This window comes from Chryseobacterium sp. JV558 (assembly GCF_033712365.1).
Classification (GTDB): Bacteria; Bacteroidota; Bacteroidia; order Flavobacteriales; family Weeksellaceae; genus Chryseobacterium.
In genome coordinates this window covers 43,794-65,547 of sequence record NZ_WJHU01000002.1, presented here as the reverse complement: position 1 = coordinate 65,547, position 21,754 = coordinate 43,794, and the positions used below count along the sequence as shown (strand labels likewise).

Here is a 21,754-nt window from a genome sequence, read left to right as displayed (position 1 = left end):
TTACTTATATACATTCTTTTTTAGGGTAATGGCAGATTTCTAACAGTCATTAACAGTTTAATGTTAAAGTTTAATATAACTTTAACCACTATTCTTCATCTAACTAGGCAAAATTGCTATATTTCTATGTAATTTTGCGCATTATATGAAGAAACTGTTTACTCTACTGCTATTGGTTTTTCTGGCAAAAATTAATGCTCAAATATATTCCGGAGAGGTATTTCTGAGAGACAACTCTATTTTATATCTCAATCAGGTATATGTCACTAACCTGACCATTCAGAAAACCGTTCTTACGGACTACAATGGTAATTTTAATATCCCAGCCAATCCCGGAGATGTGATACGGTTTACCTCTATTGTTACCGAAAGAAAAGATATTAAGCTAACGCCTCAATCAATGGTACAAAAAAATCTGGTTGAGCTTAAAATTGCTTACTATGAAATCCAGGAAATTGTACTCAGCAGGTTCAAACCTACCGGAAACCTTCGGTATGATGTCAACTCTTTAAGAAAAGAAGATAAAGCATATGCTCTTAAGAAAGTAATCGGGCTTCCTGAACCGAAAGGAGACGGAACTCCTCCTGAACTTCCTGTAGCCGGATTACGAGATGGCGGACTTACCTTCAGCCTTGAAAGTATCTATGATATTCTTTCCGGTGAAAGAAAGAAGAAACAGCGTTATCAGGCTTACGAAAGAATGAACAGCTCCGTTGCACAGATCAAAAATTATCTGGGAAAAGATTATTTTATAAAGTTTAAAATCCCTGAAAATTTAATTGACAATTTTCTTCAATTCGTTTATAGTTCCGAAAATATCCAGGCATATGTACTGGCCGGAAATTTTGAAGCCGTAAAAATTCCTATTGAAAAATATCTGCCGATATATCAGAAAAGACTTAGAAGTTCACACCTTCAAGAGGTTGTAAACAGTAATTAGAGAAATAATTCCAACATATAAAATAATCCATGTCCTTCACATGGATTATTTTTTTGAAATAACCAGAAAATCCCCGGCATTGCGCATTCACAAAGCATCCGATGCAGATTATTCAACTTTTATCATATATCTTTCCTCAATATTCAAAAATATGTTTAATTTTATCTCACAAACAAGTGTTTAAAATAAAAACACCTGTATTTCGTTATCCAAATAAAAACTAACCAACCCAAAACGCAAATTAAGAGAGAAGCACCTATTTTTTTAAACTTAATATTAATTAATGAAACGAGTACTTTTACTTCTTTGCTGTATGTTTTTCTTTACTATGTCTGCTCAAAAAAAAGGGAAAGACTATAGTAATATTCTGAAAAGTAATAATATCTACGAGATCAATGCTTTCTTAAGAGATGCCCATCCAGATGACCCTCGAAGATCTGTTCTGAAACCAAGAGTCATGGAAATGATGAAAGAATACATCAAAAATGCACATCCTGCCGATCAGAAAGTAAAAGATATGCAGGAAATGCTAGCCATGCTGAGAAGAAGACCTTCTACAAAGATCACCTTTGATGAAATGAACGCGATCATCAAACAGAAGCAGATTGCAAAATACAAGGCAGAACTGGCAGCAAAACAGCCTACCACCGTCTATACTCCGAGTACTGCACAGAATACATTTGTTGTAAATACGGCAGCCAATACAGCAGTTCCTAATGCAGAAGCTGAAGAATTCAATATGCTTATGGCAGTATCTCCGGTAGAACATAAAAATAAAACTGTCAAAATCCTCAACTCTTTATTTGACAATGATCCGAATGCTAAAGAGTGTATTGTGATGATTCAAAATAAATCTGACTGTAATATCATTGTAAGAATGGAAGGGGTAGGTACTACCAAATACAGACTTGCCGTTCCCGCTCAGGGTGAAGGCTCAATTGTTATAGAAAAAGGGCAGTATCTTTTCTCTAGTCTGGTTTGCGGAGCACAGTATGCTTCACAAAAGACAATACAAAGACCTATCATGGTGGCTTTAGGAAGTCAATAGCCTTATTCATAAACGGATTACCACTCTGTCTTTTACCTTCAAAAGACAGAGATTCTCCATAAATTTTCACTATTTTTGCACTCATTTTATAACTCAATGGGCAAGAATAAATTAGCAAGATTTGCAGAAAACAAAATATTACCAAATGTAATCCAACCTACAAGGGAAGATGCCTTACAAGGTTTCGAACTTAAGGGAAAATGGAGAGAAAATTTCTTTAAAAATGACAATCCAATTGTATTGGAATTAGGTTGTGGAAAAGGAGAATATTCTGTGGGACTCGCAAAAACATTTCCTGAAAAAAACTTTATCGGAATTGATATTAAAGGGGCAAGATTTTGGTTTGGCGCTAAAGAAGCGGTAGATAACAACATGACTAATGTCGCTTTTCTGAGATCACAGATCGAGCTTGTAGATCATTTCTTTGCTGAAAATGAAGTAGATGAAATCTGGATTACGTTCCCGGATCCACAGATCAAATACAGAAGAACAAAGCACAGATTAACACATCCAGACTTTTTAGAGCGGTATAAAAGATTCCTGAAGCCTGGTGGTATTATTCATTTAAAAACCGATTCAGAGTTTTTACATGGCTATACACTTGGTTATCTGCAGGGAGCTGGCTATGAAATCATCAGTGCCCACCATGATATCTATGGTGCTCCGGAGTATGACCCTAATACTGAACACCTGAGAGATATCAAAACCTATTATGAAGAACTTTTCTCAGCAAAAGGAAAAACAATTACTTACATTAAATTCCGGATAAGCTGATGAAGTAAAAATAACAATTGATGAAAAAAAAACTTTTACCTGTTTTCTTTTTATTCTTCACATTCCTGTTCCCCAACTTGATATCTGCTCAGAAAAAAGTAAATAAAGACATTTTGAAAAGCATTGATATTAAAGAAATTGAAGAGTATATTAAGAACACCCATCCAGACGATCCAAAGAAAAGCGTTCTGAAACCAAAGCTTATCGCTTTAAAAAACGCAGAATGGACAATAGGAGCCCGTACAGCCAAACCTATGGAAACAAGGCCTATTATCTCTGATATTCCTAAAAGTATCATGAGAAACCCTTATTCCAATGATGCTGAGGAGTTCAAAAAACTCATCGCTGAGACCTCTGCTGAACACAAAGAAAAAACGGTAAAACTTCTGAATGCAATGTTCAATGAGGATATTACCCATAAGGAAGCAATACTCCTATTCAAAAATAATTCAGACTGCAATATTGTTTTGAGGATTGAGGGAAAAGATTATTACAACCTTGCTGTCCCCGCCCGCGGAGAAAATTTCATTGTGATCAATAAGGGTTCATATATGCTCAACAGTAATATCTGCGATATGAAATACATCTCCCAGAAAGACATTAAAAAAAGTATATTTGTAACGATTGATAATCCGAGACTTCCTGAGACAGAAGCAAAACCTACCAAAAAGGAACCTGCTACAATAAAGAAGTCTTCGAAAAAAAAGAAAAACCAAAAAGTAAACTAGTATGAAAAAACTATTAGTTTTTGCCGGGATTTCAATGATCCTTGCCAGCTGTAATGTAAATTATGGCAGCTATCCGGGAAGAACCTCCTACCCTTCTGCTACCAATAATTCAGGTAACAGAGCCAATACGGAAAGAGAATATAGCGAACTAATAAAGACCTATAAACCGGAAACGGCTGACGTCCTTAATGATCTTCTTAACAGTGATGATCCGAAAAATCCTAAGACCTCTATTTCAGTAGAAAACAAATCTCCATGCAATATGGTGCTTACAGTAAGCGGGAATAATTTCTTCAAGAAAATCCCTATCGGTTCTGGAAAAATAGGATACACAATGGTTCCTAAAAATCAAAACTACAGATTATCAGGACTTATTTGCAACTCGACCTATCAATCTACAAAGTTTATTACAACTTCCTATTCTATAAAGCTTTCAAACTAATATATAACCCGCAGAATCCTGCGGGTTTTTATTTTAATGGAATATGTAGAACCAAGGGCAATTGTCCCGAAAATCCTTGTATAAACAACAAAAAAAACGCTGGATCGAAATCCAGCGTTTTTCCTATATTAAAGAAAATCTTTAATTATTCTGCATCGAAGTCAGCATCTTTATCAGCAGATACTACTTCTCCTTCTTCTTTAGATTTTTCTTTATCAGCTTTTCTTTGAGACTGACCTTCTTTGATAGATTCTGAAACAATGCTCAAGATCATATCGATAGACTTAGAAGCATCATCGTTTCCTGGGATAACGAAATCAACTTTTCTAGGGTCAGAGTTTGTATCAACAATACCGAAAACTGGAATACCTAATTTCTTAGCTTCAGTTACAGCGATGTGTTCTCTTAAGATATCTACAACAAAGATTGCAGAAGGAAGACGAACCATATCAGAGATAGAACCTAAGTTCTTTTCTAAGTTAGCTCTTTGTCTGTCAACTTGTAATCTTTCTTTTTTAGATAAAGTTTCGAACGTACCGTCTTTTTTCATTTTGTCGATAGCATTCATCTTCTTTACAGCCTTTCTGATAGTAACGAAATTCGTTAACATACCTCCTGGCCATCTTTCAGTAATATAAGGCATATTAAGTTCAGAAGCGTGTTTTGCAACAACTTCTTTCGCTTGCTTCTTAGTAGCTACGAAAAGAACTTTTTTACCTGCAGAAGTTAATTTTTCTAAAGCGCTGCAAGCTTCATCTAATTTAACTGCTGTTTTATGTAAGTCTACAATGTGAATACCGTTTTTCTCCATAAAAATGTATGGAGCCATATTTGGATTCCACTTTCTAGTCATGTGACCGAAGTGTACGCCAGCCTCTAAAAGGTCTTTTACATTTGCTTTTGCCATGTTTTCTGTTTTTGTTAGTTTACTTTCCGTCTTTTAAACAATCAACAACTTCTTTAGATGGGAGAAGCGTTTGGATGCTAAACGTAACGGGCAATTGGCGGTCTGCTTTTTGCTTTTGGCAATGGGCTTTTCGCCGAGATTAAGTTTAAAAAAAATTTAATACATTTCTGTAGCCAATAGCCATAAGCCATTCGCCAACAAGAAATCTTAACGTTTTGAGAATTGGAATCTCTTTCTTGCTTTTTTCTGACCTGGCTTCTTTCTTTCCACCATTCTTGCGTCTCTTGTAAGTAAACCAGCTGGTTTCAATGCTAATCTGAATTCAGCGTTGATTTCGCATAAAGCTCTTGAAATACCTAATCTGATAGCTTCTGCCTGACCTGTATTACCACCACCGAATACGTTTACGGTAACGTCATACTGACCAACAGTCTCAGAAAGGATAAACGGTTGGTTTAATTTGTAAACCATCACGTCTGTAGAGAAATAAGTTGCAGCATCTTTACCGTTTACTGTAATAACACCAGAACCTGGTCTTACATAAACTCTTGCTACAGAAGTTTTTCTTCTTCCGATTTTGTGAACTATAGACATAATTAATTATTTAAATTCGTTAACATTAATTGTTTTAGGCTGTTGAGCTTCATGTTTGTGCTCAGTTCCTTCATATAAATAAAGGTTCTTAAGGATAGCAGCACCTAATCTGTTTTTAGGTAACATACCTTTTACAGATTTCTCTAATACCTTTAAAGAATCTTTCTTTTGAAGTTCAGCCGCAGTCATAGACTTCTGTCCACCAGGGTATCCTGTATGCCAGATATAAGTCTTATCAGCCCACTTGTTTCCGGAAAGTGTAATTTTCCCAGCATTCAAAACGATAACGTTATCACCACAATCTACGTGAGGTGTAAAGTTCGTTTTGTGCTTACCTCTCAAAATCTTTGCAACCGTAGAAGCTAGTCTTCCTAACGGCTGTCCTTCAGCGTCTACCACAACCCATTCTTTATTCGCAGTAGCTTTGTTCGCTGAAACAGTTTTGTAACTTAATGTATTCACACGTTTTAGTTAAAGATTAAACATAATTTACCCCTAAAAGGGTGTGCAAAGGTACAAATTATTTTTGTAACCCAAAAACATATTTTATTTAATCTATATAATATCCTTTATATACCCCACTATCAATAGATTAACACTATTTATCGTTTTGGCATACATCATATAAATTGTCGCGCCGCTTAAGAAACGCTTAAGAAAATCTAAAAACGTAGGTGATACAGTAAAGAGTTCATTCCCTCAACCTTTTCCTTTATTAGGTTTTCTTTAAAGATTTACGCAAAACACATTAATATAACTACAGTTTCGTTGAAATAATTATATTTGTGTCAATCATATTCCAAATTCATGAGCCACGGAAAACTAAGAGAAGACAAAACCTGCCTAAACTGCGGACACCAGGTTGAAGAAAGGTTTTGCCCCCACTGCGGGCAGGAAAACATTGAAAGCAGACAACCCTTCCATTTTCTCTTTACTCACTTCATTGAGGATTTCACCCATTATGACGGACAGTTCTGGAAAACTATGCAATATCTGTTTACCCGTCCAGGGACCCTTACCAAGGAATATCTGGCAGGTAAAAGACAACTGTATGTTGCTCCTGTAAAACTGTACATATTCATAAGCTTCATTACATTCTTTCTACCTAACATCTTACCTCACGCGAAAGATGAAGGAGAAAGACCCAGTCATAATAAAGTAGAAACAAAGTCACAAAAACAGAAAGAACTCTCTAAAGACATTGTAAAAGATTTGCAAAAAAAAGGAGTTTTGTCTTATGAAGCGGCACACAATACTCAAAAAGCGCTGGATACTTTAAATACATTAGATACTTTAAAGATAAAAGAAGCTCAAGAAAAAAGCGATCTTCTTGACCGTACATTCGATACTAATGAAACATCCATTATGAATGCTCATACCATGAAACAGTATGATTCTATCCAGGCCAAAGATAAAACAGGAATCTATACCTTATTGAGACCGATCGCAGAAAAAGCATTTGCATTAAAAGAGGAAGGATTCACTAAGCATCAGATATGGGAAAAATATAAAGAAAACTTCATTCATACCATTCCCAAAGCTCTCTTCGTGTATCTACCCATATTTGCATTCTTTTTATGGCTGTTTCACGACAAAAAGAAATGGTGGTACTTTGACCATGGCATATTTACCCTTCACTATTTCTCCTTCCTTTTATTAGGAATATTGATATTTATAGTGGGAGAAAAGATAATAAGCTATCTGCCGGACAGTAATTGGCTTACCCTGTTATATGTTTTAGCCTGTTTAGGACTATCTGCCTATATGACGATCTATTTCTTTGTTGCTCACCACAGAGTATATGAAACAAAAAAAAGAACAAGTATACTAAAAGGATTGCTACTATTTATTATCAACTATATCGGATTACTGCTGATGTTTATGGTATTGATGTACCTAAGCTTTATTATGCTTCACTAATTTCTAAGTGATTTATTTCCTCTGAAGCTTGCAAATAAATAATAGGCAACGAAAACAGTAGAAAATTTCAGGATAGACGGGATCGCTAATTCAAGTTTAAAAATTAAAGTTCCTATCAGAACAAGAATACCCATCCCTACAAATGACAATCCTAATTTCTTAGGCAGTGAAAAATTGGGGGTATCCAGATAATAAGCAAGTCCCCACGCAGAACCAAAGGCAAAGGCATAATAAATATCAAGTCCGATGTTTTCCGAACTTAAAAAAAAATAATTGATAAGGAAGCTTATTACGGTTCCCAATGCGAAGTACATCAAAGCTTTTTGCATGTCTGTAAAAATATTCTGCAAAAGTAGAGAATTTAATTTGAGAATGTAAAGATGAGTGCCTTTGAAAACGAAGACACTGCAACTTGTTTTAACTCTGTGGTTTCCCAACTTTCAAGGCATCCAGCGCAAAAAGGGGATATATAATTAAATAAATACAACCAACAATCTGACAATCAAAACAATAAAATCAAACACCAGGTTCTTTTTTTATTGTTATATTTGAAAACTTAGAAACTTTCTAGAATTTTTATGGAAACCCAAAAATATACTCCAACCAACAAGGTAAGAATCGTAACTGCTGCCTCATTATTTGATGGGCATGATGCTGCGATCAATATTATGCGTCGTGTTATTCAGGGAACAGGATGCGAAGTGATCCATTTAGGACACGATAAATCAGCAGAGGAAGTTGTCAATACAGCGATCCAGGAAGATGCCAATGCTATTGCATTAACTTCATATCAGGGAGGTCACAATGAATATTTCAAATATATCTATGACCTTTTGAGAGAAAAAAATTCACCTCAGATCAAAATTTTTGGCGGCGGCGGCGGTGTAATCTTACCCGAAGAAATCGAAGATATCATGTCTTACGGAATCGACAGGATTTATTCTCCAGACGACGGCCGTGAACTTGGTTTGCAGGGAATGATTGATGATTTGGTTAAAAGATCAGATTTTGCAACAGGGAAAGATGTAACAGCAAGTGATTTAGATTCAATTAGTTTTGAAAACTCTACAAGTATTGCTAAAATTATTTCTGCTGTTGAAAACTTTTCAGAAGACAAACCTGAATTAGTAAAAGCCATTGACGAAAAATCAAAAGATTTAAATATTCCGATTATTGGTATCACAGGAACTGGTGGTGCGGGTAAATCTTCTTTAACAGACGAATTGGTAAGACGTTTCTTACGTTCCAATACGGATAAAAAAATTGCCATTATTTCTATTGACCCTTCGAAAAAGAAAACCGGAGGTGCATTATTAGGAGACAGAATTCGTATGAACGCGATTAATGATTCCAGAGTGTATATGCGTTCGATGGCGACGAGAGAAAATAACGTTTCAGTTTCTCCGTTCATCCATTCAGCTTTGAATGTTTTGAAATTGGCTCATCCTGATGTCATCATCCTTGAAACTTCGGGGATTGGACAGTCTGGTTCAGAAGTTTCAGACTTTGCCGATGTTTCTATGTACGTAATGACTCCTGAATATGGAGCTTCTACACAGCTGGAAAAAATCGATATGTTGGATTATGCAGATTTAGTTGCTTTAAATAAATCTGATAAAAGAGGAGCTCTTGATGCCCTTCAGGCGGTAAGAAAACAGTTCCAGAGAAACCATTTGCTGTGGGAAAGCCCATTGGATGAAATGCCGGTGTATGCTACAAAAGCTTCACAGTTTAATGATCACGGAACAACTGAATTATACAACAGATTAGTTTCTAAAGTAAACGATAAATTTGCTGATTTAAATCTACAAAGTTTTGTTGAACAGGAAGTTACAGACGAAGTAACCATCATTCCTCCAAAAAGAGTGCGTTACCTTTCTGAAATTGTAGAAAACAATAGACAATACGATGCTACTGTTGAAAAACAAGCTGAATTAGCAAGAAAAATGTATCATATTGAAGGAGTGAGACATTTCCTTTCCAATGAAACATTAGACGCTGAATATCAAAAAGCGGAAAAAGATCTTCAACAGGAAAATATCGACTTCCTAAAAACTTGGGACGATACGAAAAAAGCGTTCCATGCAGAGTTCTACTCTTATTTCGTGAGAGGAAAAGAGATTAAAGTTGAAACTTCAACAGAATCTTTATCTCATTTAAGAATTCCAAAAATTGCATTACCAAAATACAACGATTGGGGTGACTTGATCAAATGGAAAGGACAGGAAAACCTTCCGGGAGGATTCCCATATACTGCAGGAATTTATCCTTTCAAAAGAACAGGTGAAGATCCAACGAGAATGTTCGCTGGAGAAGGAGGCCCTGAAAGAACCAACAGAAGATTCCACTACGTGTCTGCAGAAATGCCTGCAAAACGTTTATCCACAGCTTTCGACTCAGTAACATTGTATGGACAGGACCCAGCTTTACCACCAGATATTTATGGTAAAATTGGAAACGCGGGAGTTTCAATTGCGACGTTGGATGATGCTAAGAAATTATATTCAGGATTTGATTTAGTGAATGCATTAACTTCGGTTTCAATGACGATCAACGGTCCGGCTCCGATGTTGTTAGCTTTCTTTATGAATGCAGCTATCGATCAAAATGTTGAAAAATATATTATTGAGCATAAATTAGAAGCTAAAGTTGAAGCTGTTTTAAAAGCAAAATTTGACGACAAAGGTTTAGCAAGACCAAAATATAATGGAGAATTACCTCCATCAAACAATGGTTTAGGTTTAAAATTATTGGGAATCACCGGAGATGAAATTATTCCTGCTGATGCGTATGCTGAAATTAAAGCTAAAACAATTGCTACCGTTCGTGGTACCGTTCAGGCTGATATTTTAAAAGAAGATCAAGCTCAGAATACTTGTATTTTCTCTACTGAATTTGCCTTGAGATTGATGGGTGACGTTCAGGAATATTTTATCACAGAAAAAGTAAGAAATTTCTATTCGGTTTCTATTTCAGGATATCACATTGCTGAAGCAGGAGCCAATCCGGTTTCTCAGTTGGCATTTACTTTAGCAAACGGGTTCACTTATGTGGAATATTACTTAAGCCGTGGAATGGACATCAATGATTTTGCTCCAAACTTATCTTTCTTCTTCTCTAATGGTATCGACCCTGAGTACTCAGTAATCGGACGTGTAGCAAGAAGAATCTGGGCAAAAGCAATGAAAATAAAATACGGAGCAGACGAAAGAAGTCAGATGTTGAAATACCATATCCAGACTTCAGGACGTTCTCTGCACGCTCAGGAAATTGATTTCAATGATATCAGAACCACTCTTCAGGCGCTTTATGCAATCTATGACAATTGTAATTCACTTCACACCAATGCTTATGATGAGGCGATCACAACTCCTACTGAGCAATCTGTAAGAAGAGCAATGGCAATTCAGCTGATCATCAATAAGGAATTAGGATTGGCTAAAAACGAAAATCCACTTCAAGGTTCATTTATTATTGAAGAATTAACGGATCTTGTGGAAGAAGCTGTGTATGCAGAGTTCGACAGAATTACGGAAAGAGGTGGAGTTCTTGGAGCGATGGAAACGATGTATCAGCGTTCTAAAATTCAGGAGGAATCAATGCATTACGAATGGCTGAAACACACTGGTGAATATCCAATCATCGGGGTAAATACTTTCTTAGGGAAGGATGGTTCGCCAACGGTACGTCCGGGAGAGGTTATCCGTTCTACTGAGGAAGAAAAGCAGGTTCAGATTGAAACATTACATAACTTCCAGAAATCTAATGAAGCTAAATCTGAGGAAGCTTTGAAAACATTGCAACATGCAGCTATCAACCAGCAAAACTTATTTGAAGTAATGATGGATGCTGTAAAATACTGTTCTTTAGGACAAATTACCAACGCTTTATTTGAAGTGGGTGGTAAGTACAGAAGAAATATGTAATCCTTAACTGGACAGACATTTTTTATAAATCAAACCTCAAAGAAATTCTTTGAGGTTTTTTTGTATTTTTAATATGAAAAAAATCTAAATTTTGGCCGGTTTGTTTATAATGTTTGTTAAAAATTAAAAATAAACTGCTCTGACCCTATATATTTGCCACCAAAAAAAAATTCAAATGAAAACATATATTAAAATTATTTCGGTGTTTAGTCTTTTTATGGCCCTAGGTTCTTGTAAAACCTCTACTGTAGATACCTCTCATAAAAGCGACATGACTAGAAATGTGGAAGAACTACAAAAAAGAGAACAGGCAGAAAAGGAAAAACTTGATATTACAAGCCCCTTCAATAACTATGGAAAGCCTGCTTCAAAATAAGTAAATCTTATTGATAAATAATAACTCCTGATGTATTTCAGGAGTTTTTTGTATTTTTAGGTTCAATAACTAATTACCCATGAAAAAAACAGCAGTGAAAAGTTTCAATAAATCCCTTTTCTTAGTCCTCATTTTTCTTACATCTGCTTTATGGGGCCAGAAACGTACCGAACCATTTACCATAAGCCTTTCCAACCATAAGCTAGAGAAAAGCTATTATAAAACGATAAAACTTATTGATAAAAGAGAAGACACTACTTCTTTAGGAATCGTACAACAGGGAATGTTGAACGCCAAAGCTAAAGTAATTCCCACCTCCAGTATATCAAGCCAATTTCAGAGTATTCTGAACAGCATCAATGGAGATGATACCGAAGACGGAACAATGGTTCTGTACCTGAAGCAACTCTACTTTGCAGAGGTTACAGCGAAACTCAGTGAACATGGATACTGCTATTTTCAGGGATTTTTATTTTCAAAAAATAATGATGGAACCTATTCTTTAATGGATCAGACTGATACAGTAATTGATATCAAAGCAACTGATGTTACCACAAAAACTCTTGAAAAAGGGAGCGAAATGCTTGTAGATTTCATCAGCAAAAATGCATCTAAAAAGCCTGAAACCAACACCCATTATACGATGGAGCAAGTCATGAACTTTGATGATACAGCCAAGCAGTCAATCAACTTTTACAATTCACCTCAGCTGAAAGACGGAGTATATAAAAATTATAACGCTTTAAAAAATCAACAGCCGGACCAGGAAATTACAAATGTCAAATTCTACGGCAATGCTCCAAAAATTGTAAGAATCTATGAAATGGCAGACAGCAAAGAAAAAGAAATTAAAAAAGACGATATTTATGCTGTTGTGTATAAGGGAGAACCATACATCTACCTTTCCATAGAAAACCTTTTTACCAAAGCGGTAAAAAAAGATAATGATTACTACTTTATCGGAAAAATCAGGTCAAATCCTAATGCAGGAAGCATGATGGTAACCGGAGCTGCATTTTTTGGAGCAATTGGTGTTCTGATCATGACCAATCCGGCCTATCCTTTTGAAATGAAGATTGATTACTTCAATGGTGGATTTATTCCAATCAAAGAAATTCAAAACAAAAATTATTAAGCCATAAAATCTCCTTATTTTTGGGAGATTTTTATTTTTACAATGAAACCAAAAGCTTTATTCAACTGGAGCAGCGGAAAAGATTCTGCCCTGGCTCTCTACAAAATACAACAGGAAGATCAATATGAAATTTCTACACTGCTTACAAGTATTAATGAAGAATTTCAAAGGATTTCCATGCATGGTGTTCATGTTTCTCTGTTGGAAAAACAAGCTGAGAGTCTCGGAATTCCATTGATTAAAATGGAACTGCCTAAAGAGCCTTCAATGGAAGAATATCAGCAAATCATGAGTAAAACAATGACCGGAATTCAGGCTCAGGGCATTACCCATTCCGTTTTCGGAGATATTTTCCTGGAAGATCTGCGAAAATACAGGGAAGACCAATTAAATACCATTGGTATGAAAGCCGTATTTCCCCTTTGGAAACAAGATACCTCCAATCTCATCCGTGAATTTTTAGATCTTGGTTTTAAAACTATTGTAACCTGTGTGAACGGAACTTATCTGGATAAAAGCTTTGCCGGACGAATTATTGATCAGAAATTTATAGATGATCTCCCTGAAAATGTAGATCCATGTGGAGAAAACGGAGAATTTCACACCTTCACTTTTGATGGGCCTATTTTCAAAAATCCGGTTCAATTTGAAATCGGGGAAACCGTCAAAAAGACGTATCCTAAACCTAAAGCAACACCCGAAGAGGAAGACAGCGAATATGTTTTCTGGTTTTGTGACCTGCTGTTAAAATAAGCCTGTGAATATTTATCCACAGGCTTTTCAATATATTATTTTATTTCAGTAATAATTTCATTCATGAGATCAAATACCTGTCTGATATCTTTTTCACCGGTCATCCAGTTTACAAAAGCAGCTCTTATTCCTTTATGCTGATTATAAAAAGTAGGCGTCATAAAGACTTTTCCAGTATTATTAAGCTTTTCAAGAAATTGTCCTACCTCATCCTGTTTTGCATGATCTTTTAATGTAAAACAAACCGTATTCAATCTTACCGGAGCCAGCAGTTTAAAATCATCACTGTTTTCTATCAGCTCTCCAAACTGCTTTGCCCATGCTATATTCTTATCTACAATCTCCTGATACCCTTTTTTACCATAAGCCATAAGAGAGAACCATGCCGGAAGTGCCTTTAGCCTTCTTGAATTTTCGGGAAGAAAATTTAAATAGCTAAAATTATCCAACGGATCACCCAGATAAGGAGCATTGGAGTTCTGAAAAGTTTCTACCTGTAAAATCTTATATTGATCTTTAATCAAAAATACAGCACTTTCATAAGGTACATTCAGCCATTTGTGACAGTCTACTGTAATACTGTCAGCATATTCCCAGCCCTCCACAAGATGTTGATGAGTTTCCGAACACGCTGCAAAACCACCGAAAGCAGCATCAATATGCCACCAGAAATTGTATTTTTCTTTTAATCTGCTGATCGCTTTGAAATTATCAAAATCCACCGTATTTACTGTTCCACCACTTGAAATCAATATAAATGGCTCACCATTAAGCTTCAGAATGTTTTCTTCCAGATCTTTAATATGAATTGCTTCGCGGTTTCCTTCTTCCGTTTTAATCTTAATGATATTACTGCTGCCAAGTCCCAACAGTGACAATGATTTTATAGAAGATGAGTGAGGTGTGGCTGTAAGTACCTTTATCGTTCCGGAAACGCCTTCTTTCGCAATATCTCTCCCCTGCTCTTTTCCCAGCCATTGACGCCCCACAGCCAAACAAGTAAAATTAGACATCGTAGCTCCTGATACAAAACCACCCAGAAAGCTTTCCGGAAGCTGAAGAAGTTTCAGCAAAAGCTGTATGGTTTCCATCTCTACATTTGCGGAAATATCTCCCTGTCCTGTTACAGACTGGGTATTCTGATCATAAACCGTCGCCAGCCAGTCACCTGCTATGGATGCCGGTGTAGCACCTCCCGTTACAAATCCCCAATATCTTGGTCCTCCGGATCCAACCATGATCGATTCAAATTTTTCATTGAAAATCCGTAAAGTCTCTTCTGTTCCGAATCCGGATTCCGGGAGTTCCTGTTTTTTGGAAATATGGTGATTGATTATTGACGTAGGTCTCTCTTCAATGGAATTTAGATATTCCGTTCCTTGCTCTTTAACAATATTCAGTAGATACTCTATGTTTACTGAATCGCTTTTCAAATGTTCATTCATAATAATTGTGATCAATAATCTATATCAAAAGTATTAAATACTCCTTAAAGATGCATCAAATCTATATTAAATTGATCCTAAACCCCGTCCTAGCACGCAATTTGCATCCTTTACCGCTCTCTGAATATTTTAGTATCTTTAAGAGTAACAACCATCATTTAAAAATACAACACCTGTGATCAAAAATTTAGTATTCCTGACCCTATTCTGCGTTTTATTTTCTTGTACAACAACTGAGGCTCCAAAAGCTACTCCTGTTGATAAAAAAGCCATTATTGATTCTACTGTTGCAGCTTTTCAGAAAACACTTTTAGAACAACAGATTGATTCTACTTTCAAAAAATATCATTTCAATGGAAGCATTGCCGTTTTTAAAGACACCATTTCTCTTTACAGAAGGGAAAACGGATATTCTGATTTTAAGAAGAAAACTAAAATTGACAGCAATACCATTTTTGCCATAGGTTCGGTAAGCAAACAGTTTACCGCTGTTTTGGTCTTACTTCAAATGGAACAGGGGAAACTGAATGTGACAGATAAAGTTTCAAAATATCTGAAGGAATTCCAGACCAAAGAGTATGAAAACATTACCATTCATCAATTATTAAATCATACTTCAGGATTGAATATGGTGGGAGGAAAGCTGATGTTTAAGAGCGGTTCCGACTTCTTCTACTCCAACGATGGATTCAATACTCTTGGAAAGATTGTGGAAAAAGTTTCCGGAAAGTCCTATGCTGAAAATGTTCAGGAACTCTTTAAAAAAGCAGGAATGATACATTCTTCAACGGGAGATATTTTTAAAGGGAATAATTTTGCCAGTGCATATCTTGGTACACCTGCCAAATTCCAGGAAGTTCCCAACATGCCGAAAAGATTAGGCGGGCAGGAAATCGGAACTCCAGCTGGCGGAATATTATCTACGATTCAGGATCTTCATTCATGGAACAACGCTTTGTATGGCGGAAAAATTTTAAAGCCTGAAACCCTAAAGCTATTCATGGCAAAAAGCGCAGAAAGACGTCATGCAATCTTTGGAAAAATGGGCTACGCTTACGGTATCATGCTTAATATTGGCCAACCCAATTCTTATTTCCACAGCGGTTATATAAAAGGTTCTCCTTCATTAAACATTTACTATCCGGAAACCAAAACTTCCGTAATCATTCTATCTAATATTGCCGATGAGGAAAAAGGAAAAGGAGTGATCTTCAGACCTCATATTGAAGTAAAAAAGATCACAGATCATCTTGAGAACACTCTTACACACCTTAGATCACAACATTAGTTGAATGGTGTATTATAATTCCCCAATAGATAGGTGATATCATAATCAGGAATAATGGTGTATTATTTATGCAGGCTTAAGAAACTCTCTCATTTTCATCAAGTTCTTCTTGTGTTCTGTAAAATTAAATACAGCAAAAATAAGTGCTGTCTGCAATATAAACGGAAAAATCAGGGTCACTAAAGTCGAAAAAACTTCAGAATGATTATTTTCTCTGAAAAACTGATAAGCATAATTCCCGTTTTTCATAACAACCTGAGCCATTGAAAAAGTACAAACTACCATCGATCCAATATTCTGCTGATACATTGTATAAAGGCTTTTTCCCTTGTATTTGAAATCCGCTTTCAGGTATTTCCAGATCTTATAATTAAGAGCCAATACTAATACTGAACCCAATAAAAATGATCCGTTAAGCAGTTTGAAAAATAAATTATAATCGTCCTGATTTCTTGCGATAAAGATCAACAATAAGTTAATACCAAAAGCCAGCAGTCCTATCATTAAAGATTTTCTGAAAAGCCCGGCATATTTTTCCTGTATAATTCTTTTGGCAATCAGAGGGATTGTCGTTGGATAAAACAGCAGATAGTTAACTAGCTTAAATTCTCCGTTCCAGGATTCTTTTATTTTTAAAAAAGCTTCCTCAAAACTGATATTCTCATTAAACTGAAGATCTGAAATCTGGCTGATCATATGATCTCTGATTTCTACCAGAATATCTAATGAGAGCTGTTGAGCTATCAGATAATCCGTAATTTTATTTTCCTGTTCTCCGGTTATCATATATTGAATATGGTTTGTAGGTTTAATAAGTAACTTTTCATCTCAGTTTCTTTTTCTGCCTGTTGTGTTTTTCCTTTTTCAGTCAGCAGATAATATTTACGGTCTCTTCCGTTGATTTTCTGAATTTCAGAAATAATCATTCCGTCACTCTCCAGTTTGTGCAGTAATGGATAGAGTGCGCCTTCCGTCATTTCTAGCTCACCTTCCGTGAGTTCTTTGGCTCTTTGAGTAATCTGATACCCGTACATTTTGATTTCTTTGGAAAGAAGCTTCAAAATAATATTCTGCAGGGTACCTTTATAAAGACTATTCTTTTTCATAGAATGATTTATACCTTGCAAACATATGCATAATTTTCTTATGTATGTAAATTTAATATAAAAACTTTTAATTTGCTTTATGAAAAAAATGTACTTCATAGCAATTTTCCCTCCTCAGGAGATCATTGAAGAAATAAAAATATTTAAAGAAGATCTGGCAACGAATTATGCCAATTCCAAGGCTTTGAAAAATGAAGCCCATATTACATTATTCCCTCCTTTTTCAAGAGAAATTGAACTGGAGGAAGACATTCATGTTGCTTTTCAGAAAATCAATACGGAAATCACACCTTTTGAAGTAGAACTGGATGGCTTTGGAAGCTTTGCTAATCCTAAAAATCCTGTACTCTATATTCAGCCAAAGGAAAATATTCATTTAACTGAGCTTTATCATAGGGTAAAAGAGTATTTTAATTTTATCACGTATTCTTTTAGTCCTCACGTGACTGTAGGATTCAGGGATCTGAGTTGGGAAAATTACCTTAAAGCCTGGGAAAAATATGAAACAATGGAATATAAAACTAAATTCTTAGTTGATAAAATAATCCTTCTCCGTCATGATGGACAATGGGTTCCTATAGCAGAGAAAAAACTGGAAAAATAAAACCGGCTGCTGGAGCCGGTTTTGTTCAATTTATTCTTTTATGATTTTCTGGGAGAGAATCAGATTTTTGTTTTCTTTTACATTCAACAGATACGTGCCTGTCGGAAAGTTTTTAATATCAATCTTAATTCCGGCATCTTTAAATTCAAATCTGGATGGGATCAGTTTTCCGGAAGTATCATAGATTTCTACTTTTACATCTTTTGAAAAATCCTGTTTTCCTTTAATGAAAAATTCTCCGTCTGTAGGATTCGGATAAACACTGAACCGTCTTTCTTCAGCTTTTACTTCTGAAAGTTTAAGAGTAGATTTACTCAAAGTCCAGGAAACAGTAGTAACATGCAGAGTACTGTGGTTATCAACTTTCAAAAGCGGATTATTATCTACTACGGACAATGTTAAGGTATTATTTCCATTGTTGAGTTGCCCAGGAGTAATGATAACACTGCTCGCTGTTGACCCAAGTGTTGTTCCATTTAAGATCCAGGTGTTGACCAATGTATTAGGATTGGGAAGAATTTCAGTAGCTGTAAAAGTGACATTAGATGTAGCATCTACTGTAGTATTATTGGCAGGTGTATAGGAATCTATAGGGGACACTAAACTATGGATTTTTTCGATAATTGCCTCTTTACATACAGAGCAGAACTGCTGGTTAAGATACCTCATCTCACAACTCTGATGCGGACGGAACCAGCTAGGGCTTTCAGTATAGGGATATACACCTACTCCATTTAATCCTACCCAATTTTTCCATTTGATGGTTGCAGGATTAGAATTCTGTGTTTTATTGGGAGATTCCAGTGAACCTGAAAACCAATATTCATCAGCTAATTTTCCAAAGGAATGTCCTAGCTCATGCACTACAATTTCATTTGAAGATCCATTTAATGAAGCAAAGGCATACGTTCCTCCGCAGCCTCCATATTCTGTAGAATTCCCCAATACATAGGTGATATCATAATCAGGAATATTAGCAGCCAGCACCTGTCCTACTTTATTGGTTGTATTACTGTATATACATCTGTGAACTCCTACATCGAAAGTAGATCCCAGATAGTTGTTAGGATTGGTAACCGGGATTACAGGTTCGGTAACATCCGTTGCTGTCCCTGGGTGTTTCACTCCTGATTCTGTGGAAATCACCTTTACAGCATAGGCATTAAAGTAATTTTTATATTCTGTATAAGGACTTTTTGTAAAAAGATAATTGACTGTATTCTGAGCTGATGTTGTAAAAGCGGCTTGCTGTGCAGCGGTAAATCCGTCTCCTAAAACAGCAATAATAATCCTTTTACTGTTGTCTCCGTTCTGTAAAAGCGGAACAGTATCGAATGTCTGGGCAAAACAACTGCTTCCAACTAAAAGGGATAATAGAACTTTTTTCATAATTATAGTTTTTTGGTGAATAATAGTTGTACTCCATCATCAGTTGCCCTTTCAACCTTTACAGTCTGAACATTTTCAGAATAGGAAAAACGGGCACTGAATTCTGTGCTTTGAAGAGAAGCTTTATGTCTGGAAATCCCCTCTTTTTCATAAACTTCCAATTCAGGATTAAAAGGATCTCTTACAAGCTGTTTAGCAACTTCTTTCCCGTCTGATTCTGACAGCGTGATGATAAAGTCTCCTTTATGAGCTTCATTTCTTTCAAACGAAGAGATATGCTTCAATCTGCCATCCGCAATTTTAGTGTTCTGAAGGATCACTTTTGCATTCCCCGATTGATCTTTGTCTGCTTTGAAAAACAAATAAATAATACGATCGCCTTTTCTTGTCATAGTTTCAGAAAGCGATTGCCTGTTTTGAGTTAATCCATTCTCTTTCTGGAAGCTACAGAACAGAAAAACGGGAACAATGAGTACATTAAATACATTTTTCATAATCATTTTTGTTTAAAGGTACTAAAGTTTTAGATATAAATAAAAGTCATTTCCAATACTTTTTCACTCCTGAAAAACTTAGAAATTCCTATCTTTGGGGCAATGATTTCAGAGAAAATAATTTTAGGTATAGACCCAGGAACAGCCATAATGGGATTTGGTATCATCTCCGTAAAAAAAGGAAAAATGGAGATGGTTTCTATTCATGAACTGATCTTAAAAAAATATCCCAACCACGAAACCAAACTCAAATATATTTTTGAAAGAACGCTGTCTCTTATTGACGAGTTTCATCCTGATGAAGTAGCTCTTGAAGCTCCTTTCTTTGGAAAAAACGTACAAAGTATGCTTAAACTTGGGCGTGCTCAGGGAGTAGCTATGGCTGCCAGCCTTTACAGAAATATTCCTATCACCGAATATTCTCCAAAAAAAATCAAAATGGCCATCACAGGAAACGGAAACGCCAGTAAAGAACAGGTAGCAGGTATGCTTCAGAATCTTCTTAATTTAAAAGAATTCCCTACCAAATATCTGGATGCCTCCGACGGACTTGCCGTTGCGGTATGTCATCATTTCAATTCAGGAACTATAACGGACACAAAATCGTATTCCGGCTGGGAAAGCTTTTTGAAGCAGAATCCGGATAGGTTGAAATAATTTTTGCCTTTTCTTATATTCTTTCAAACTACTGTTTTAAACCTCTAAAAAACATTGTTTTACAAAAACCCGCACAATTACTTGGTAAAACATAATACTATCTTTTACATTGGTATGATTTTTAGTACTACCTTTGTATAAATTTTCAGTTATGAAAACAAACCAACAAACTATAAATCAAGGGACTCATAAAATAAACTGGTTCCAAAAGTTTCTGATGGTGTGTTCCGGCGGGAACATCCATATCTTAAGAAAGACTCCGAGTGAATGGAATAAGTTTTCCGGGATTGGAGGGATCGTACTTTTCACTGCAGTATTCGCTACTTTGTCTGCAGGCTATGCTATGTATACGGTATTCGACAATATCTGGGCTTCCATAGGATTTGGAATTCTCTGGGGGCTGATGATTTTCAATCTTGACCGTTATATTGTTTCTTCCATCAAGAAAACAGGGACCTGGTGGAATCAAATTCTGATGGCCATTCCCCGTCTTATCCTCGCTACATTTTTAGGCATTATTATTTCGAAACCATTAGAGCTTAAAATTTTTGAGAAAGAAGTAAACAAGCAGTTGAATACAATCATCCAAAGGAATAAAAAACAGCTTCAGGGTGAAATGAATGGAAGGATTCTTCAACAGAGTGGACCTTTTGAAACAGAAAAACAACAGATTTCAGGAAAAGTAGCACAGTATCAGAAAGCCTATGATTCTGCGTCAGTAGAACTTGAGAAGGAAATTTTGGGAAAACAATCGGGCTTAACCAGTGGAAAAGAAGGTTACGGACCGAATGCAAAGCGTAAACAGGAATTAAAAGAGCAACGCAGACAGGATCTTGAGAATTATCAAAAACAGGCATCTCCAAGACTTGAATATCTGGATAAAGAAATATCTAAGGTATATACCAACCTTGAAACTGAAAGAAAATCTACAGAGACATTTGAAGATAAATTCAATGGGTTTGCAGCAAGACTTCAGGCATTGGATGAACTGGGAAAAAATTCAGCGATTATAGGATTAGCAGCAGCTTTTATTATGGGACTGTTTATCTGCCTTGAAATATCTCCGGTTCTGGTAAAATTAATTTCCCACATAGGACCCTATGACTATCTTTTAGAAAAAACGGAAAATGATTTCAGATTGTATTCTAAAGAGAAAATTGAAAAAGGAAATGCTCTGACAGATTTCAGGATTGAAGATTTTAAAGATAATTTGAAAAATTAATTATCA

At 35.8% G+C, this 21,754-nt stretch carries 23 protein-coding genes; 14 read left to right on the top strand and 9 right to left on the bottom strand.

The window, feature by feature from the left end; all coding sequences use genetic code 11:
• The first annotated feature begins 145 nt into the window (after window positions 1-145).
• The 5 genes from GFU89_RS06045 (at window position 146) to GFU89_RS06025 (ending at window position 3,932) form a co-directional block, all read left to right on the top strand.
• Complete coding sequence (locus GFU89_RS06045; RefSeq protein WP_318846299.1) at window positions 146-940, top strand: hypothetical protein; 795 nt, start codon at window positions 146-148, stop codon at window positions 938-940.
• Window positions 941-1,223: 283 nt separating this feature from the next.
• Complete coding sequence (locus tag GFU89_RS06040; protein WP_318846298.1) at window positions 1,224-1,988, top strand: DUF6759 domain-containing protein; 765 nt, start codon at window positions 1,224-1,226, stop codon at window positions 1,986-1,988.
• Between the two features lie 96 nt (window positions 1,989-2,084).
• Window positions 2,085-2,762 (top strand): tRNA (guanosine(46)-N7)-methyltransferase TrmB, encoded by a 678-nt coding sequence (gene trmB / locus GFU89_RS06035; RefSeq protein WP_318846297.1) that lies wholly within the window; start codon window positions 2,085-2,087, stop codon window positions 2,760-2,762.
• 20 nt (window positions 2,763-2,782) lie between these two features.
• Complete coding sequence (locus GFU89_RS06030) at window positions 2,783-3,490, top strand: DUF6759 domain-containing protein (protein ID WP_318846296.1); 708 nt, start codon at window positions 2,783-2,785, stop codon at window positions 3,488-3,490.
• Between the two features lies 1 nt (window position 3,491).
• A complete protein-coding gene (locus tag GFU89_RS06025; RefSeq protein ID WP_318846295.1) occupies window positions 3,492-3,932 on the top strand; it encodes a DUF6759 domain-containing protein in 441 nt (146 codons plus the stop codon).
• Between the two features lie 145 nt (window positions 3,933-4,077).
• Here GFU89_RS06025 and rpsB read toward each other — a convergent pair whose 3' ends face one another.
• The 3 genes from rpsB to rplM form a co-directional block, all read right to left on the bottom strand.
• Window positions 4,078-4,839, bottom strand: a complete 762-nt coding sequence (gene rpsB, locus GFU89_RS06020; protein ID WP_047373581.1) for a 30S ribosomal protein S2 — start codon at window positions 4,837-4,839, stop codon at window positions 4,078-4,080.
• Between the two features lie 207 nt (window positions 4,840-5,046).
• Window positions 5,047-5,433 (bottom strand): 30S ribosomal protein S9, encoded by a 387-nt coding sequence (rpsI, locus tag GFU89_RS06015; protein ID WP_045501218.1) that lies wholly within the window; start codon window positions 5,431-5,433, stop codon window positions 5,047-5,049.
• 6 nt (window positions 5,434-5,439) lie between these two features.
• The gene (gene rplM, locus GFU89_RS06010) at window positions 5,440-5,895 is read right to left on the bottom strand and encodes a 50S ribosomal protein L13 (RefSeq protein WP_027375420.1); all 456 of its coding nucleotides are present in this window, start codon (window positions 5,893-5,895) and stop codon (window positions 5,440-5,442) included.
• A 345-nt stretch (window positions 5,896-6,240) separates the two neighbouring features.
• Here rplM and GFU89_RS06005 point away from each other — a divergent pair, with 345 nt between their 5' ends.
• On the top strand, window positions 6,241-7,353 hold the full coding sequence (locus GFU89_RS06005; protein WP_318846294.1) for a DUF3667 domain-containing protein: 1,113 nt from the start codon (window positions 6,241-6,243) through the stop codon (window positions 7,351-7,353).
• On the opposite strand, the gene GFU89_RS06000 is transcribed toward GFU89_RS06005, so the two are convergent.
• Window positions 7,350-7,682: a hypothetical protein gene (locus tag GFU89_RS06000; protein ID WP_318847153.1), complete on the bottom strand. Its 333-nt coding sequence runs from the start codon at window positions 7,680-7,682 to the stop codon at window positions 7,350-7,352. The genes GFU89_RS06005 and GFU89_RS06000 overlap by 4 nt on opposite strands.
• A 249-nt stretch (window positions 7,683-7,931) precedes the next feature.
• Here GFU89_RS06000 and GFU89_RS05995 point away from each other — a divergent pair, with 249 nt between their 5' ends.
• The 4 genes from GFU89_RS05995 (at window position 7,932) to GFU89_RS05980 (ending at window position 13,543) form a co-directional block, all read left to right on the top strand.
• Complete coding sequence (locus tag GFU89_RS05995) at window positions 7,932-11,279, top strand: methylmalonyl-CoA mutase family protein (protein ID WP_318846293.1); 3,348 nt, start codon at window positions 7,932-7,934, stop codon at window positions 11,277-11,279.
• A 175-nt stretch (window positions 11,280-11,454) separates the two neighbouring features.
• Window positions 11,455-11,655, top strand: a complete 201-nt coding sequence (locus GFU89_RS05990; protein WP_318846292.1) for a hypothetical protein — start codon at window positions 11,455-11,457, stop codon at window positions 11,653-11,655.
• A 79-nt stretch (window positions 11,656-11,734) separates the two neighbouring features.
• Window positions 11,735-12,790: a hypothetical protein gene (locus GFU89_RS05985; RefSeq protein WP_318846291.1), complete on the top strand. Its 1,056-nt coding sequence runs from the start codon at window positions 11,735-11,737 to the stop codon at window positions 12,788-12,790.
• Window positions 12,791-12,832: 42 nt separating this feature from the next.
• Window positions 12,833-13,543 (top strand): diphthine--ammonia ligase, encoded by a 711-nt coding sequence (locus GFU89_RS05980; protein ID WP_318846290.1) that lies wholly within the window; start codon window positions 12,833-12,835, stop codon window positions 13,541-13,543.
• Window positions 13,544-13,578: 35 nt separating this feature from the next.
• Here the strand turns inward: GFU89_RS05980 and GFU89_RS05975 are convergent, their stop codons facing one another.
• The gene (locus GFU89_RS05975; RefSeq protein ID WP_318846289.1) at window positions 13,579-14,988 is read right to left on the bottom strand and encodes a pyridoxal phosphate-dependent decarboxylase family protein; all 1,410 of its coding nucleotides are present in this window, start codon (window positions 14,986-14,988) and stop codon (window positions 13,579-13,581) included.
• Window positions 14,989-15,163: 175 nt separating this feature from the next.
• Between GFU89_RS05975 and GFU89_RS05970 the strand changes: the two genes are divergently transcribed.
• Window positions 15,164-16,276: a serine hydrolase domain-containing protein gene (locus GFU89_RS05970; protein WP_318846288.1), complete on the top strand. Its 1,113-nt coding sequence runs from the start codon at window positions 15,164-15,166 to the stop codon at window positions 16,274-16,276.
• Between the two features lie 66 nt (window positions 16,277-16,342).
• On the opposite strand, the gene GFU89_RS05965 is transcribed toward GFU89_RS05970, so the two are convergent.
• A complete protein-coding gene (locus GFU89_RS05965) occupies window positions 16,343-17,062 on the bottom strand; it encodes a hypothetical protein (protein ID WP_318846287.1) in 720 nt (239 codons plus the stop codon).
• Window positions 17,059-17,382 carry a PadR family transcriptional regulator gene (locus GFU89_RS05960; protein WP_318846286.1) on the bottom strand — a complete coding sequence of 108 codons (324 nt, stop codon included), beginning with the start codon at window positions 17,380-17,382 and terminating at the stop codon, window positions 17,059-17,061. The genes GFU89_RS05965 and GFU89_RS05960 overlap by 4 nt, the downstream gene beginning before the upstream one ends.
• Window positions 17,383-17,461: 79 nt before the next feature.
• On the opposite strand from GFU89_RS05960, the gene GFU89_RS05955 reads away from it, so the two are divergent.
• Window positions 17,462-17,986: a 2'-5' RNA ligase family protein gene (locus GFU89_RS05955; protein WP_318846285.1), complete on the top strand. Its 525-nt coding sequence runs from the start codon at window positions 17,462-17,464 to the stop codon at window positions 17,984-17,986.
• Window positions 17,987-18,016: 30 nt separating this feature from the next.
• On the opposite strand, the gene GFU89_RS05950 is transcribed toward GFU89_RS05955, so the two are convergent.
• Both GFU89_RS05950 and GFU89_RS05945 read right to left on the bottom strand, forming a co-directional pair.
• Window positions 18,017-19,375 (bottom strand): M64 family metallopeptidase, encoded by a 1,359-nt coding sequence (locus GFU89_RS05950; protein ID WP_318846284.1) that lies wholly within the window; start codon window positions 19,373-19,375, stop codon window positions 18,017-18,019.
• A gap of 2 nt (window positions 19,376-19,377) precedes the next feature.
• On the bottom strand, window positions 19,378-19,869 hold the full coding sequence (locus tag GFU89_RS05945) for a hypothetical protein (protein WP_318846283.1): 492 nt from the start codon (window positions 19,867-19,869) through the stop codon (window positions 19,378-19,380).
• Between the two features lie 102 nt (window positions 19,870-19,971).
• Here GFU89_RS05945 and ruvC point away from each other — a divergent pair, with 102 nt between their 5' ends.
• Both ruvC and GFU89_RS05935 read left to right on the top strand, forming a co-directional pair.
• Window positions 19,972-20,526 (top strand): crossover junction endodeoxyribonuclease RuvC, encoded by a 555-nt coding sequence (gene ruvC / locus GFU89_RS05940; protein WP_318846282.1) that lies wholly within the window; start codon window positions 19,972-19,974, stop codon window positions 20,524-20,526.
• A 151-nt stretch (window positions 20,527-20,677) separates the two neighbouring features.
• Window positions 20,678-21,748: a DUF4407 domain-containing protein gene (locus GFU89_RS05935; protein WP_318846281.1), complete on the top strand. Its 1,071-nt coding sequence runs from the start codon at window positions 20,678-20,680 to the stop codon at window positions 21,746-21,748.
• Window positions 21,749-21,754: the final 6 nt, after the last annotated feature.

Excerpts from the sequence above, each read along its gene's own strand:
- GFU89_RS05975 (WP_318846289.1), bottom strand. The coding sequence starts at position 14,988 with ATGAATGAACATTTGAAAAGCGATTCAGTAAACATAGAGTATCTACTG.
- GFU89_RS05960 (WP_318846286.1), bottom strand. The coding sequence starts at position 17,382 with ATGAAAAAGAATAGTCTTTATAAAGGTACCCTGCAGAATATTATTTTG.
- GFU89_RS06045 (WP_318846299.1), top strand. The coding sequence starts at position 146 with ATGAAGAAACTGTTTACTCTACTGCTATTGGTTTTTCTGGCAAAAATT.
- GFU89_RS05935 (WP_318846281.1), top strand. The coding sequence starts at position 20,678 with ATGAAAACAAACCAACAAACTATAAATCAAGGGACTCATAAAATAAAC.
- rpsB (WP_047373581.1), bottom strand. The coding sequence starts at position 4,839 with ATGGCAAAAGCAAATGTAAAAGACCTTTTAGAGGCTGGCGTACACTTC.
- GFU89_RS06005 (WP_318846294.1), top strand. The coding sequence starts at position 6,241 with ATGAGCCACGGAAAACTAAGAGAAGACAAAACCTGCCTAAACTGCGGA.
- GFU89_RS05965 (WP_318846287.1), bottom strand. The coding sequence starts at position 17,062 with ATGATAACCGGAGAACAGGAAAATAAAATTACGGATTATCTGATAGCT.
- GFU89_RS06025 (WP_318846295.1), top strand. The coding sequence starts at position 3,492 with ATGAAAAAACTATTAGTTTTTGCCGGGATTTCAATGATCCTTGCCAGC.
- rpsI (WP_045501218.1), bottom strand. The coding sequence starts at position 5,433 with ATGTCTATAGTTCACAAAATCGGAAGAAGAAAAACTTCTGTAGCAAGA.
- GFU89_RS05945 (WP_318846283.1), bottom strand. The coding sequence starts at position 19,869 with ATGAAAAATGTATTTAATGTACTCATTGTTCCCGTTTTTCTGTTCTGT.
- GFU89_RS05985 (WP_318846291.1), top strand. The coding sequence starts at position 11,735 with ATGAAAAAAACAGCAGTGAAAAGTTTCAATAAATCCCTTTTCTTAGTC.
- GFU89_RS05955 (WP_318846285.1), top strand. The coding sequence starts at position 17,462 with ATGAAAAAAATGTACTTCATAGCAATTTTCCCTCCTCAGGAGATCATT.
- ruvC (WP_318846282.1), top strand. The coding sequence starts at position 19,972 with ATGATTTCAGAGAAAATAATTTTAGGTATAGACCCAGGAACAGCCATA.
- GFU89_RS05950 (WP_318846284.1), bottom strand. The coding sequence starts at position 19,375 with ATGAAAAAAGTTCTATTATCCCTTTTAGTTGGAAGCAGTTGTTTTGCC.
- GFU89_RS05990 (WP_318846292.1), top strand. The coding sequence starts at position 11,455 with ATGAAAACATATATTAAAATTATTTCGGTGTTTAGTCTTTTTATGGCC.
- GFU89_RS06030 (WP_318846296.1), top strand. The coding sequence starts at position 2,783 with ATGAAAAAAAAACTTTTACCTGTTTTCTTTTTATTCTTCACATTCCTG.
- GFU89_RS05980 (WP_318846290.1), top strand. The coding sequence starts at position 12,833 with ATGAAACCAAAAGCTTTATTCAACTGGAGCAGCGGAAAAGATTCTGCC.
- trmB (WP_318846297.1), top strand. The coding sequence starts at position 2,085 with ATGGGCAAGAATAAATTAGCAAGATTTGCAGAAAACAAAATATTACCA.
- GFU89_RS06000 (WP_318847153.1), bottom strand. The coding sequence starts at position 7,682 with ATGCAAAAAGCTTTGATGTACTTCGCATTGGGAACCGTAATAAGCTTC.
- GFU89_RS05995 (WP_318846293.1), top strand. The coding sequence starts at position 7,932 with ATGGAAACCCAAAAATATACTCCAACCAACAAGGTAAGAATCGTAACT.
- GFU89_RS06040 (WP_318846298.1), top strand. The coding sequence starts at position 1,224 with ATGAAACGAGTACTTTTACTTCTTTGCTGTATGTTTTTCTTTACTATG.